Source organism: Mucilaginibacter rubeus, from assembly GCF_003286415.2.
Classification (GTDB): domain Bacteria; phylum Bacteroidota; class Bacteroidia; order Sphingobacteriales; family Sphingobacteriaceae; genus Mucilaginibacter; species Mucilaginibacter rubeus_A.
The window spans coordinates 4,122,156-4,137,703 of the sequence record NZ_CP043450.1; the positions used below are offsets into that span (position 1 = coordinate 4,122,156).

Genomic DNA, 15,548 nt, shown 5'->3' on the forward strand with positions numbered 1-15,548 from the left:
GCATAACACACCCCTGCTATCACACTTTTCCTCCGCGCCCCCTCTCAAGAGGGGAATTTAAATTTGAACATTCTAATGCATCAAATAAAACTTCGGATAAAGCTTCTCTCCTCCCGCAATCTTTAATGCTATCAGGGTTTGATTTTCATTGGCCTTATCAGCAATATAATATCCGCTTAATGCGTAAACACCTTTTTTTAGGTGCAGTAAAGCTTTTTGCGGTTCAACATAGGTATTTAACCCCATTTTTATTACCGGCTCGTCATCCAAAAACAAAGCGGGACTAACCTCAAACCCGGTAGTTAATTCATAATCCGCTTCCTTGGTTATCTTGATAAACCCCTTAATTTTCACCCAATTGATAAATCCTTCGCCTAATGGCCTCACCGGTACAATCAGGCTTGTTTCTCCTGTTTCCGTTGGCTTTTCACTTGTCAACTTATCTATATCGTGTTCTTTAGTTTTAAAAATCTCGTAGAACATTCCCGGTTTAAGGTTAGCCACTTTTTCGCGGGATGGTTTGATGGTTACCCGTTTGATATTGGCCGTTTGACGGATATGCTGATCATTCAGCGTCCAGGTAGTAAATGTTCTCAGGCCAATGCTGTCTTTCAAAGGCACATTAATATTAACTGGAAACGCCACAGCGGCACTATTAGCGTCCGGCATTTTACCATTTAGCGCATAACGAACTTTAGCTCCCGTCAACGGGTAATTCAGCGTTAATTTAAACCTGCTTTTATTGGTGATGATGTTATCTACGCCATCAATATCAGGCAGGCGGGCATTAAAATTCCATAGCTTAAACAAGCCGTACTGGTTTTTCATTTTCCAGCCAAAGCGATCAAGGTTCTTTTCATTTTTGGGGCTCCAGGTGAGTTCAGCCACGGCAAGGGCGCGTGGGTAAACCATGTACTGCAGGTGTTGTGCATTGGGTACCTTTTCATTCCAGATATTGCCCTGTGCCCCTAAAATGTATTCAGCTTCGGCGTTGGTAAGCTCTTTTGATTGCGGCTCATAATTGTACACCATTTGCCATGTCACCGGCGGGTTCCAGCCTATTGGCTCCAGATCTTCATTGGCCTGCGGGGCATCAAAATACATGTAGGGTAAGGGCGTCATTACTACGTGGTGGCGCATCTTGGCAGCGGCAATGCCGCCAGCCTCGCCCTGCCAGCTCATTACCGTGGCCGATTCGGCAAGGCCACCCTGAAGGATCTCATCCCAGCCTACCAGGCGTTTATTTTTTGACAGCAGAAATTTCTCTATTCGCTTGATGAAATAACTTTGTACCTCTTTTTCACTTTTCAGATGCTCCCGTTTCATGAGGGCAACGGCAGTGGGGCTTTTCAGCCAGTCAACCATCTCGGCCTCGTCACCACCGATATGTACGTGCTGGTTCGGGAATAACCCGATTACCTCAGTCAATACATCCTCCATAAATTTGAAGGTGTACTCGCTTGGGTCCAGCATCCGTACCCGGTGCTTGGCACCTGTCGAGTCCTGACAGCCCAACTGCGGGTAAGCAAAAATAGCAGCCTCGCTGTGCCCCGGCATTTCTATTTCGGGCAAAATGGTTACAAACCTGTCCTGCGCGTATTTGATCACATCACGAATTTCGTCCTTGGTATAAAAACCGTCGCGACCGTCATCTATCAGGTTGTCCAGTTTACGAAATTCACCGCGTTTGGCGTAGTAACTAATCCTTGAACCCACTTCGGTAAGGCGTGGATATTTATCAATCTGGATGCGCCAGCCTTCATCATCGGTTAAATGCCAGTGAAAGGTATTGAGCTTATAATGCGCCATTACATCAATGTACTTTTTCACTTCATCAACCGTAAAAAAATGGCGACTTACATCCAAGCTTAAGCCCCGCCAGCCAAAGCGCGGCTGATCGGCAATGCTACAGGCAGCTACTTTTAAAGTAGGCGCTTTATCTGTCGGTAATAATTGAATCAGCGTTTGAACTCCATAAAAAACGCCGGCGCCACTGCCGCTAATGCTTACAGATGCAGGACTTACATTCATGGTGTAAGCGCTCTCGGCATTAGACCAAACATTGTTTAACCTGATAGCTGTTTTGACAGGGATCTTTTCAAATACCTTCACCGTTGTTTGCAGACCGTAGTTTTGATTAAGATAATCCTGAAGGTATTTACCTACCGGTTCGGTTTCTTTATTAACCCCAATTACAGCATTCTTGCTCAGTATAAAACTCCCTTTACCTGCTTTTAAACTCACAGGCTGCGGAATAATATGAAACTGCGCTTTTGTTGTTACCGATAAAAGCAGTGAAGCGAATAGTAAAATATATTTCAGAGATGGTGTTTTCTTCATTTCGGCAGACAATGAATGAGGTTATACCTTAACGGTGATATTCTTTTTATAAAGGATCCAAACCGGGATAAATATGATCAGCACGGTCAGGATGGCTCCGGCCAGTGAGGCGTTTTCGGGCGAAAGATACGGCACGAACAGATTATTGTAGGTAAACGACCATAAATTAGTTTTCTGCACCGGAATAGCAGCTATTAAAGCAGGAATGATATCGGCCAAAACATAAGCAGCAATGGCATTACGGCCAAAAGCCAAAAATGGCGACAGTAAAGCTTTATTCCCTTTAATATCAATAAACCAGTATGAAAGCGCAAGGATATTAATAGCTAAACCTGCAGTAAGCAGCACGAACGAGCTTGTCCACAGTTGTTTGTTTATAGGGAAAAAAGTATTCCAAATTAAGGCAAGCGCTATCAACAAAATACCCACACCCATCATTTTAAACAGCTCAGCACTGGTTTTAAATTTTCCTGTTTTAAGCCAGGTACCGGTAAATACACCCAGCAGGCAGGTGGCAACAGATGGGATAGTTCCCAGCAAGCCTTCCGGATCCCAGGTTTTGGATGAACCCCAAAGGTGATTTTCGGTAAAAACCGCTCTGTCTATCCAGGCTCCTAAATTAGTCGCAGGTTCGAGGTTTGGCGTTCCGAAACCCGGTACAGGTACCAGGGTCATTAATAGGTAATAGCCGATAAGACAGCTTACAGCGATAATTACCTGCGTACGGATACCTGTTTTAACGTAGAGCAAGGCAGTTATGCCAAATACGAGCCCGATGCGCTGCAACACACCGGGAAAACGCAGATGCGCGAATTGAAAATCGTTTATCAGGGGTAAGCAAACGCCAAGGGCCATGATAATTAGCGTACGCCGTAATATTGATAAGAGCAATTTGTTATGGTTAACTGTGTCAGCCTTTTTGCTTTCCATGGCGTACACGATGGATACGCCCACCATAAAAAGGAAAAAAGGGAACACAAGATCCGTCGGGGTACAGCCATTCCATTTGGAATGTTCAAGTGGCCAGTAAATATGTCCCCAATCGCCGGGATCATTTACCAGGATCATGGCGGCTACAGTAAAACCCCTGAAAAAATCAAGCGACAACAGCCTTGGACGGCTCGCCTTTGCGGCGCCAGTATTTTTAAGTGGTTCCTGCTGATTGATTACCGAAGCTGCCATATGTTATTATCCTGTTAGCTATTCTTTTTATGTGTTTTTAAGATGTATTTAAATTGGTAAGTGCCCGAACCAATGTCCATCTGCATATCGCCGCCAACAGGTTTGATGTTGGCAATATCCTTATTGCTGTTAATATCGATATTACCTTCGGTAACCGGCCCGTCAACTGCCGGCAAAGTTATAGTAGCCGTGGTATTTGGCGGCACAATAACATCAAGGGTAAAAATGCCGTTATCAATACTCCATGCCGATTTTACCTTTCCGTAAAGGGTTTCCAGCTCGGCGTTGGCATTGGTTAATTTACCTCCCGGATGCGGGAAGATATTGATTTTATGAAAACCCGGCGAACCCTCATCGGTGTTGATACCTGCTATAACGCGGTACATCCAATCGCCTATGGCACCATAGGCATAGTGGTTAAAAGAGTTCATTTCCGGATCTTCAAAGGTACCGTTGGGTTTTATACCATCCCAGCGTTCCCAAATTGTAGTTGCCCCGTTTTTTACGGGATAAAGCCATGAGGGGTATGACTCCTTCATCAACAGGTCATAGGCGATATCGGTGTGACCGAAACGACTTAACACGTGGCAGATGTAGGGTGTGCCTAAAAAGCCTGTTGTAATGTGCTCGTCATAATCCTCAATATTGTTCACCAGCCTTTTAGCTGCAGATTCGCGCAGATTTTCGGGCAGCAGATCAAAGTTCAATGCCAGTACATAAGATGTCTGCGTGCCGGAGATCATGCGGCCGTTAGGCGTAACATATTCTGCCAGGAAAGCCTTTTTAACATCTGCCAGCAAATCGGTGTATTTTTTAACATCATCCAGCTTACCCAATATGGTAGCCGCATTGATAACCAGTTGGGTTGAGTAAGCATAAAATGCCTGGGCTATCAGATTTTTATCGGTAAGGGCGGCGCCATCAGCATAGTCGGTACCCGCGTAAAACAGCCAGTCGCCAAAGTGATTACCTGTGTCCCATAAACCATTACGGGTATGGCGGGTAATGTACCCCACCCAGGCTGTCATACTTGGATATTGATTTTCTAAAACCTGCTTATCGCCATAAGCCAGGTAAATATTCCAGGGAGCAATTGTTGCCACATCGCTCCAACCCGAAGCTGCTGCTGATGCGCTATCCAGCATATCGGGAATAACGTAAGGCACAGCCCCATTTTTATGTTGATCTGCAGCAAGGTCCTTTAGCCATTTGGTAAAAAATCCGGCCACATCCATATTAAAGGTTGCAGTGCGACAAAACGCCTGGGCATCACCTGTCCAGCCCATCCTTTCGTCGCGTTGCGGGCAGTCGGTAGGCACATCAATAAAATTACCTTTTTGTCCCCATTGAATATTATGCTGTAACTGGTTAATAAGCGGATTGGACGTTGAGAACATGCCAGTTTGCGCCATATCTGAATATAAGGCAAAAGCAGCTACGTTTGTTGAATCCAGTTGTCCGTTATATCCTTCTATCTTCAGGTATCTAAAGCCCTGAAAGGTAAAATGCGGCTCGAAGGTTTCCACACTATCCCCCTTGAAGACGTAAACATTCTCCTGTTTGGCTGTACGCAAGTTTTTGGTATAGAAGTTACCTTTCTGATCCAACACTTCGGCATGAAATAGTTTTATGGTATCGCCTGCCTTGGCCTTCAATTTAAATTGTACCCAGCCCACCAGGTTCTGGCCAAAGTCAACCACGTGCTCACCTGCAGGGGTAGTAAATACCTTAAGCGGCTTAAACATTTCGTGCTTGCGCACCGGCGGGCCAAGGGTTGCCACTAAATTATCTTTAACGGTATCAATCGTACGCACCGAATCCCAGTTCAGATCTTTGTAAGCAATGGTCGACCAGCCTTTCTTCTCCTTACGGGCATCGTAAACCTCGCCATCAAAAAACGATGACGAGCGGATTGGCCCATAAGCCACTTTCCATGTTTTGTCGGAATTAATGAGTACCCGTTTGCCATTGGTGTACACAACCTCTAACTGAAACAACAAACCGAGCTTGGTACCATAAACATTTTTTCTGCGGTTGTAAGTGTAGCCGCGGTACCAGCCATCGCCCAGGGTAACCCCAACGGCATTATCGCCTTTCAGCAAATCGGCAGTTACATCGTAAACCTGGTATTGCAGGCGTTTATTATAGCTCGTCCATCCCGGTCCGAAGTAGTCTGTACCGATCCGTTTTCCGTTGAATTGTGCCTCGTAAAGGCCGTGTGCTGTGATGTATAAATGAGCGGCACGTACTTTATGATCAAGCTTAAATGTTTTCCGGAACATAGGGCTTGGGCCGCCTGTAGTATCCGACAGGTAGTTATCTTCAATCCATTTGGCGCTCCAATCGGCAGGTTTAAGCAAGCCCATTTTCCAGGAGTTAACCATGCTCCAGGGGGTAACCTGCTGCCTGTTGTTCCAGATACGCACCTGCCAGTAAACTTTTTGACGTGAGGCAAGCGCCGGGCCAGCATAATAAACATGAAGCGATTCGCCTGAGGCAACCTTACCTGAAGTCCAGAGCAGTTCTTTGCCTTTAAGTAACGATACCGCATTAGTGCCCACCCTTACTTCATAAGCAACCTGCTGTACATTCCGGTCGCGCGTTATGAGTTTCCAGCCGAGGCGGGGTGTAGCCTGGTCTATGGAGATGGGATTCATTTTGTATTCACAAATCAGGTTATCAACCCGGAACGGTGGGGGAACCGGCGGCGCTTTTTGCGCTTGTGCAATTATCGGCAGATACAAAAAAAGCAATATAGTGATGCGTGTGCATACCTTTTTACACATACCTTTTTGGGTTTAATAGTTCATGCTATTAAATATACTTTAACAGCGATATTGTTTTGATATGCAACACTAATTTTTATTAAGCAGGCCTTAAAAATGATGTGATCATTGCAATACACATTATAAACGTAATATGGCCCGGTAAAAGTTTTGACCGGGCCATGTAACATTATCAGTGCTCAAGGTTGCCCTCGTTTAAAGGGTATTGGAACAACAGGCGAATATTGTTATATGCTGCTGAATTAATTTGCCATGAACTATTTTTATATGCCCTTTCGCTAACGGCATGAGCTTTCATCACCTCGGTAGCTTTACCTGTGCGAAGCAAATCAAACCAGCGATGGTTTTCAAAAGCAAGCTCAACCTGGCGCTCATGCGCTATAGCCGCACGAAACTCCTCCTGGCTGGAAACATTCAGATCTGCGTTTGAGTTACCCATTGTTTTATCCTCTAAACCAGCACGTTCCCTAACCAGGTTAAGATATTTAAAAGCGTCCCCGCCGCCTGCAAAACCTTGTTCATTTAAACATTCGGCCAGCATCAGGTAAACATCAGCATAGCGGTAAACCGGAAAGTTGTTAGGCGTAACACCTTTAACTGCTGTTTTGGGCCCCGTATATTTCTTTATGAAAGGTAAATCGATACCATACTCGTCCGAAGTGAAATCAATAAGCGACGCGTCTTTTCTTTCATCACCATCTTCAAAGGCATTCACCAGGTCCTGGGTGGGGATATTCCATCCGTTTTGGGCATTGTTATCAATAGAATAACCTGTAACATCTTCATCATAATAATCCCAGGGGATAAATGTGTCGATAAAATCGCTACCCAAACCATTGGGACCTTCGATGTATTGAATTTCAAAGATCGATTCGGGGCCATTTTCCTTACTTAGATTGAAGTTGTCCGCATAATTAGCGTTCAAACTGTAAACGCCTGATGATATCACACTACGTAAAAGTGGAATAGCCAGATCAAATTTTTTCTGGGTCATGTATACTTCGGCAAGCATGGTTTCGGCGGTGCCTTTGGTAACCCTGCCTTTATCCGATGTATTCTCATATTTTAAAGGCAATTTAGTAATGGCAGCCTGAGCATCAGCAATAATCTGCATATAAACCGATGCGGCCGGTGACTTAGTAGCCAGATTGTAAGCATCCCCTACAGATTTTGGCTCGGTAAGCACCAGCGGTACATCACCAAACATACGTACCAGGTTAAAGTAATTGAATGCACGTAAAAACAAAGCCTGCCCGCCAATAGTATCCGTAGTTGCGGCATCGAGCTTGGCAAGTGGCAAACGGTTAAGGATCACGTTGCACCTGCCGATATCCGTATATGAGGTATTAAAGTAGGTTTCTACAATATCATTATTATTTAATTCGCGAAACTCATCCAGTTCCTCTTTACTGGTACCCGAACGGTCATAAGGGTCAAACTCGTATGATGTATTATCAGACCGCATTTCGCCCAACGCCCAGAACGAGCCCGTATATAGTCCCTGAAGCGGTTCGTAAGCGCCATTTATAGCCTGTACAAACTGCGCTTTTGATTTATAAAAGTTGGCGCTGTTCTGTGTATCCGTAGGTTGCAGGTTCAGGTAGTCTTTTTTACAGCCGTAAAAACCAACAGCTGCCAGGGTAAGAAAAAGGTATATGCTTTTTTTCATGTTTTCCGATTCTTAATGTTGCTCAATTGAGTTTTTAATAATTACAGCGCTTAAAAGGTTACGTTACAGCCCAAAGTATAAACTGCAGAAACAGGATAGCCTGTAAAGTTCACATTTGGCGATAACGAACGGTTACCCTGCTGCCCCTCTATACCAACCTCGGGATTACCTCCTTTGTATCCGGTTATAAGAATGGCATTCTGAGCGCTGAAATACACCCTGAAATTTCTGCTGAACTTAGTTTTGAAATTATACCCAAAGTCGATATTCTTTACCATCAAGTAGGAATTGCTCTCCACCCAATATGAGGGGTAAAAATCGCGGGCCAGGCCAGTATTTGATGTTGTGGTTGGTATTAACCCGGCTCCAGGCTGTTGCGGTGACCGCCAGCGGTTTATAACGCTTTGTTCAACATTAAAAATACCATCCAGATTGGTAGTAAACTGCTTGTACATGTCAAAAACATGTCCCCCTACCGAGCCGGCTGATATGATATTCAAATCAAATTGTTTATAACTGAAATGGTTATTAAAGCCAAATGTAAACTTAGGCCACGGGTTGCCAATTGGCACCTGGTCTTTCCCGTCAAGAACGCCATCATGATTTACGTCCTTATACCTGATATTGCCAACCGTTTCGCCATCAAAGTGAGGATACTTGTCCAAATCGGCCTGACTTTGAAATATACCCTCAAAAATATACCCGTAAAACTGCCCGAGAGGCAACCCTACCATAGTAATGCTGGTTGGGTTGTCATTCAGGGGCGCGTCATAGATTTGAGGTGTAGGGCCAAGACTCATAACCTTGTTACGATTAAACGAAATGTTAAAATCTGTACTCCAGTTAAAAGCTTTGCTAACGATATTCTTGGTGGTTACTGTAAATTCAAAACCCCTGTTACGTACATTCCCGACGTTAGATAACGCATATCCATAGCCTGAAACAGTCGGGATAGGTATATATTGTAATAACCTTTCGGTAAAGCGGTTATAATACTCGGCAATTAAGTAAACACGACCTTTGAATAATGAAAGGTCCATGCCAACGTCAAACTGTTTGGTAGTTTCCCAGCCTACTTCGGCGTTACCAAGGGAGGTAATTGATTTACCGGGAGCTATTCCGCCACCAAAAGTATAATTAGTTTGATCTACCGTAGCAATGTAATCATAGTTACCAACGCTATTGTTACCGGCATGACCGTAACTGGCTGTAAATTTAACCTGATCGATCACATTTGTTTTCGGAAAGAATGATTCGTCTGAAATACGCCAACCGCCTGATACCGATGGGAAAGTGCCCCACCTGTGCCCCGGTGCAAACCTCGAAGATCCGTCACGGCGTATAGATGCACTTAGCAGGTATTTGTCTTTAAACGCGTAATTTACCCTGCCTATTAATGATAATAGCCTCCACTCTTCATCGGTTGAGCTTGCTGTAATTATTGTAGCGGCCCTCACAGACTGGATCACATCATCCGGATAACCTGTACCATAGGTTAAACGATAATGATTGGTTTCCTGCTGTATTGAATAATCGCCCAAAACAGTTAAAGAGTGATTACCCCAGGTTTTTTTATAGGTAACTGAGTTTTCACTTAACCAGTTAAATGAATTTGACGAGTTAAATGATCCAACAGCCTTTACCTGTGTTCCATCTTTATTGGCATTCCGGAAGCCGCCCAAAAACGAGGGACGAAAGTAGTCGCCATTGCTGTTCTGATAATCGATACCAAAAGTAGACTTGATATCAAGCCCTTTAATTATTTCCCAGTTAACATACGTATTGGCCAATGTGCGGAACTGAGCATACTTGTTGGTGGTATTTAACAACTCGCTTACAGGATTGGCATTCAATGCTGTACCGGCAATATTTCCGTTGCCCGCCGAACCCACCACACTTGTATATGATCCATCGGGTTGCTTCACCGGTGTAAGTGGACTTTCAAGATAAGCCTGGCTTAGTATAGCCTGGTCAAAGTGACCATCGGTTTGCTGTAATTTACGTTGGCTATAAGTTGGCGCTATACTAAGCCCTGCGGTAACATTTTTAAAAAGGTCTGCGTCCATATTGGCTTTTACAGAATATCTTCTGAAGCCGGTATTAAGCACCGTGCCCTCCTGGTCAAAGTATCCTAATGAAAATAAGGAACGCATCTTATCAGTACCGTTTGCTACGGTAACATCATAATTTTGCATAGGTGCGTTACGGGTAACGGCGTCATACCAATCGGTACCTTTACCCAATGCTTGTGGGTTTCTGAACGCTTCGGGTACCTGATCTGTACTAAAAGGTACATTGTTTACCTTATCCAGATCCTGTAAAGCCTCAATACGCCATTGCGCGTACTGCTGGGCAGTCATCATTTTAAGCTTGGTTCCCGACAATATCGTTTGCACACCTGTCGAGGTATTAACAGTAACACTTGATTCGCCTTTTTTTGCCCTTTTTGTAGTGATCAAAATAACCCCGTTTGAACCTCTCGAACCGTATATAGCCGTAGAGGCGGCATCTTTTAGTACGCTGATATTTTCAATATCATCCGGGTTAATAGTACTTAAAGGGTTAGAATACTGATCAAACCCAGGCGAAATAGGGAAACCATCAATAACATATAGCGGATCATCACCTGCACCTACTGAACCTGCGCCCCGGATATTAACAGATACGCCACCGCCCGGAGTACCTGTAACCTGGTTTACAGTAACGCCAGCCAACTGACCGGCCAGCTTCAAATCAACACTTGCAGCCTTGATCTCTTTAATATTGGCCATTTTTACCGTACCGACTGCGCCTGTTACATCTTTACGTTCCTGATTACCGTAGCCAACAACAACAACCTCTTTTAATTCTTTGTTATCCTCACCCAAAACAACGTTGATAGTTGTCCGCTTATTAACTGCTTCCTCTTTGGTTTGAAAACCGATAAATGTAAAAACCAGCGTAGCATTGTCTTCAGCGCTGAGCGTGTACTTTCCATCCACACCTGTTATAGCACCAACATTGGTACCCTTCACTTTAACATTAACACCCGGCAGCGGTTGATTTTTATCATCCACCACAGTACCGCTTATGGTTATAGGTGCTTGTGCCGCGCTTCCATCTGAAGCATTCTTTTTATTCACGATGATATTTTTATCATCAATAACATAAGTTAAAGGTTCATCCCTAAAGCACTGTTGTAAAGCTTCCTGTAATGTGGCGTTATTAAGTGAAAGATTAACCGGTTTGGTTTTTGAGATATCCTTATACCTGTAGAAAAAATAGTAGCCGCTTTGCTTCTCAATTGCTTTAAAAGCTTTATCGATAGCTATATTCCTCTCATTCAGAGTTATAGATTGTGAAAAGCTTTTAGCACTTAGCTGCAGGCAGCCGATAGTTAGTAATAAGACGGTTAATCTCATCGTCAAAAACAGTTTTGAATGTGTACCAAAGGCACTAAATACTTTACCAGTAAAGTTTAAATGCATAACTTCGTGATGTTTGGGTTAAAAAAATCTGTTATTGAAAACTCAGGAAAGATTGATCCAATTCATTATGCCGGAAGCGTTGCAGCGCTTCCGGCTTTTCTTTCAATTTGGATAAGGGAACTTAGGTTGGAATATTTTGAGGTCTTATAGTCAGTGTTTCTTCATAGATTGAGGTTAGCGGTTAAAAATCAGTTGCCGGTTATTTTAAGGGGTAACAATTATCTTTTTGTTCTCGATCCTAAAACGCACGTGGCTTAATTCAAGGATATGCAACACCTGCGATAGTTTTACATCCCTCCTGATCTTACCTACAAACTCATCATCAGGTATTTTACCTTCGTAAATTACTTCGGTACCATACCACCTCGAAAGCTGCTTCATAATATCTTGTATGTTTACCCGCTCAAAGTCAAAAAAGCCATTTTTCCAGGCTACCGCTTCGTCGGTATCAACATCAATAATTTTAATGCCTTTATCATTTATAACACCCTGCTGACCGGGTTTAAGCGTACCACTTACATTGCCATGCGTTAAACGCACCAGGCCTTCAAGCAGCGTAGTTTTAACCGCGGCCTCGTCATTGTAGGCCATGATGTTAAAATGGGTACCCAATACAGATACGTTAATATCTTTAACCTTCACATTAAAAGGTTTTGCTTTATTTCTGGCCACTTCAAAATAACCTTCGCCGGTAAGTTCTACTTCACGTTCGTTACCGGTAAACGCTGTGGGAAACTTCAGGGAAGAGGCCGAATTAAGCCAAACCTTTGAACCATCGGGCAGTACAACCTGGTACTGGCCTCCTACAGGGGTGCTGATAGAGTTATAAGCAACAGGTCCGTTTTGCTGATCCTTATCGGCAGAATAAACTACCTGGCCATCACTGATTTTATTTACGCTGATGTTGCCCGTCTGGCTCAACAAACCAATCTTTGCCGAATCCAATATCAGTTTGGTACCGTTGGCCAGGGTTAAAATAGCCCTGTTATCACCAGGATCCACATCGTGTTTTACAACCGCTTTATTTTGCGCCGTCAATTGCTGCTGATCATGTTTATGATACCAGTGATAAACAGCGGTACCTGATACGGCCAATAGTATTACAGCAGCGGCTACATTTCTGAAAAAGTGAAGCCCTACAACTTTCGGGCTTTTGTTAGATACCGGTTCGGCTATAGCTTGCCTGATATTGCCTAACATACGGTCTTCCAGTTCCTGTTTAACGCCAAGAACTGTTTCATCCCACTCGTCGGCATCGCCCTGAAAGCTTTCAAAAAAATTCAACAGCTGCTCCTTCTCCGCGGCAGTTGTTTGCCCGGTCAGGTATTTATCTATCAGCTGTAAAAATTCTTGCTTTTGCACCATAGTGGTTTTGTGAGGGAGAGTAAAAAAATGGGGGTATCCCCTACGCCGAAGTGAAAAAAAATTAAAAATATTTTCAAAGATGCATTAACCGCAGTAATACATGCTGAAAATCAGCAACTTGAATATTATTTATCCAACAGAAACATTAGCGCTTCCACGATAAATACAGTACTCAAAGAGCCTCGGAGCTCACGAAGCGCTTTAGTTAAGTGATTTTCGACGGTTTTGGTGGAGATATTTAGTTGCAGCGCAATTTCTTTATGACTCAGGCATTCTTCACGGCTAAGTTTGTACACTTCCCGGCATTTTTCGGGCAGGGTATCAATTACCTGGTTTATTTGCAATAAAAGTTCTTTATGTTCGATGCTGTTGTGTGTGGCAGGGGTATGCAAGCGTTCAATCAGATCATCAAAAATTTCGTTTCTAACGGGTGCGCCTGTCCGGATCTGCCTGTAAACACCATACCGTACCGATGCATACAAATAGGCTTTTAACGATACGTTGATCTGAACTTCAGCACGGCAATCCCAAAGTTTTATAAACAGCTCCTGGATGATATCTTCGCAGGCCTGCCTGTCTTTCAGAATATTATATGCTGCCTTAAAAAGCGAAGCCCAATATCGCCTGTAAATCATTGTTAGCGCCGCTTCATCATCAGCCTTTAAGTGGCTAATGAGCACCGTATCGCTCATCACAATTTTATCAGACATAGTCTACCAATTAAGTTATCAGAAAAACAAAGGCTAAAATTACTTAAATATTAAGTTATTATATTTAAAAAGTAAAAATAAGCTTAACTGCTGTTTACCAATGAGTTAATTACAAATCCCATCTATCAAATATTCATATAAAATAAGTTAAAGATTAACAAAAAATGCGGATATAATTTATTTGTTAAGCAACCATTATCAACCAGTCTTTCTATCGAAACATAAAAAAAGAGCCACCCCTCCGGGCGGCTCTCCACTCTTAAAACACTCAACTTTGAAAACAATCAATTCTTCAATATCTCATTTGCCAATACTAATTCTTCGTGTGAGATAGTATGCTGGCGGCCTTTATAAATTTTAAGGGTAACATCCGCGTTTAAAGTTTTTAATATTTCAACGCTATCATTAACCCTGCTCACAGGTACGTGTGGGTCCGGATCGCCGGTGGTAACAAGTATTGGGGTATTATTAAAATCGCCTTTATAGTTTTCTTTAACTAACTGCTCTCCTATCAATCCTCCTGTAAAAGCGATTGCTCCGCCATAGCTGCCCGCGTTACGGGTAATGTATTCAAGCGTTAAACAAGCTCCCTGCGAAAAACCAAGGAAATAAATATTTTCCTGCGCTATTCCTTTTTGTTTAATATCCTCAACCAACTCGCCAATTACCTCAAGGGCCGAATCCAATGCAGGCTGGTTATTCTGAACCGGAGCCATAAAACTGTAAGGATACCAGCTATGTTCATTAGCCTGTGGAGCAAAGATGGCGTAACCATCCAGTTCAAGATGGTCTTTAAGCGAGATTATACTGTTTGCCGATGCTCCGCGACCATGTAGCATAATGATGGCTTTATCGGCCTGCTCGGCGGGAACTCCCGCCGAAACAACCTGTTTTGTGTGCCTGTACATCTGATTAAACTAATGATGGTAATGCTTTTTCTAACTCGCCGCGCAGGTTTTCATACTGTGCAGGCAATTTTAAACCTGTACCCAATAATTCCACCGGTTCGTCAACCGCGAAGCCTGGGTTATCAGTCGCAATTTCAAACAAAACACCGCCTGGTTCGCGGAAGTATAGTGAATAGAAATAGTTCCTGTCTATTTTGTCGGTGATATGCAAACCAAGGTTGGCTATCTTTTCACGGTATTCCATCAGCACTTTTTCGTTAGGTACACGGAATGCAACGTGGTGAACAGAGCCACCGGCTACATGACCGGCAACTTCTCCGGCAACTTCAACCAGATCAACAATTGCTGCATTTTCAACAGCATCGGTAATAAACCTGTAGCGGTTAACGTGTTGCTCTAACAAACGGTAGCCTAATACATCGGTTAATATTTTGGCAGTCGCCTCAATTTTGTTTGATGTTATAGTGATGCTGTGAAAACCTTTTGTAGCGTTAGCAGCGGTTACTTCGGCTGTTTCCCAGGGTTTGCGGTTATCGGCTGTTTTTGGTACGATGAGCTCAAATTTCAAACCATCGGGATCCAGGAAAGTAAGATACTGTTCGCCAAATTTTTCAGCCGGTTTGTTATAGATTACGTTGTTGTCTTCAAACCTTTTCAACCAGAAATCAAGACTTCCTTCCGGTACTGAATAACCAATTTCGGTTACCTGCCTCGCACCACGACGACCGCTTGTTATACCTTCCCAGGGGAAGAAAGTAAGGATAGAGCCGGGAGTACCGTTTCCATCACCATAGTATAAGTGATATGTACCGGGATCATCAAAATTTACGGTTTTTTTAACCAACCTTAAGCCTAATATACGGGTATAAAAATCATAGTTTTTTTTGGCATTACCTGCAATTGCAGTGATGTGGTGAATGCCGTTTATAGTGTTTTCCATTGTTGTCCTTGTTTTAAATCTTTTAATACTTGCTGTGTTATTATGATTCAAAATTACGGTCAAATTAGCCGGCGGCACTTGATGTAGGATAAGAAAAACGGGGAGAGAGATTTTTATTTGAAAAGAATTTCTAAGTAACGGTCTTCATTATGTCATTGTGAGGAGGAACGACGAAGCAATC

At 43.3% G+C, this 15,548-nt stretch carries 9 protein-coding genes; all 9 read right to left on the reverse strand.

Annotated elements, in window-relative coordinates:
- Window positions 1-72 precede the first annotated feature (72 nt).
- The 9 genes from DEO27_RS16150 to DEO27_RS16190 all read right to left on the reverse strand — a co-directional run bounded on the left by DEO27_RS16150 (window position 73) and on the right by DEO27_RS16190 (window position 15,367).
- A complete protein-coding gene (locus DEO27_RS16150; RefSeq protein WP_112568065.1) occupies window positions 73-2,340 on the reverse strand; it encodes a beta-N-acetylhexosaminidase in 2,268 nt (755 codons plus the stop codon).
- Between the two features lie 21 nt (window positions 2,341-2,361).
- On the reverse strand, window positions 2,362-3,522 hold the full coding sequence (locus DEO27_RS16155) for an acyltransferase family protein (RefSeq protein ID WP_112568063.1): 1,161 nt from the start codon (window positions 3,520-3,522) through the stop codon (window positions 2,362-2,364).
- A gap of 14 nt (window positions 3,523-3,536) precedes the next feature.
- Window positions 3,537-6,179: an alpha-L-rhamnosidase gene (locus DEO27_RS16160; RefSeq protein WP_223817966.1), complete on the reverse strand. Its 2,643-nt coding sequence runs from the start codon at window positions 6,177-6,179 to the stop codon at window positions 3,537-3,539.
- A 301-nt stretch (window positions 6,180-6,480) separates the two neighbouring features.
- Window positions 6,481-7,977: a RagB/SusD family nutrient uptake outer membrane protein gene (locus DEO27_RS16165; protein WP_112568059.1), complete on the reverse strand. Its 1,497-nt coding sequence runs from the start codon at window positions 7,975-7,977 to the stop codon at window positions 6,481-6,483.
- A gap of 50 nt (window positions 7,978-8,027) precedes the next feature.
- Entirely contained in the window at window positions 8,028-11,378 is a 3,351-nt protein-coding gene (locus tag DEO27_RS16170; RefSeq protein WP_190295108.1) for a TonB-dependent receptor, read from the reverse strand.
- A 270-nt stretch (window positions 11,379-11,648) separates the two neighbouring features.
- Window positions 11,649-12,809, reverse strand: coding sequence for a FecR family protein (locus DEO27_RS16175; RefSeq protein ID WP_112568055.1), 1,161 nt, complete (start codon window positions 12,807-12,809; stop codon window positions 11,649-11,651).
- A gap of 125 nt (window positions 12,810-12,934) precedes the next feature.
- Entirely contained in the window at window positions 12,935-13,519 is a 585-nt protein-coding gene (locus tag DEO27_RS16180) for an RNA polymerase sigma-70 factor (RefSeq protein ID WP_112568053.1), read from the reverse strand.
- A 284-nt stretch (window positions 13,520-13,803) separates the two neighbouring features.
- Window positions 13,804-14,427 (reverse strand): alpha/beta hydrolase, encoded by a 624-nt coding sequence (locus DEO27_RS16185; RefSeq protein WP_112568051.1) that lies wholly within the window; start codon window positions 14,425-14,427, stop codon window positions 13,804-13,806.
- Window positions 14,428-14,431: 4 nt separating this feature from the next.
- Window positions 14,432-15,367: a ring-cleaving dioxygenase gene (locus DEO27_RS16190; RefSeq protein ID WP_112568049.1), complete on the reverse strand. Its 936-nt coding sequence runs from the start codon at window positions 15,365-15,367 to the stop codon at window positions 14,432-14,434.
- Window positions 15,368-15,548: the final 181 nt, after the last annotated feature.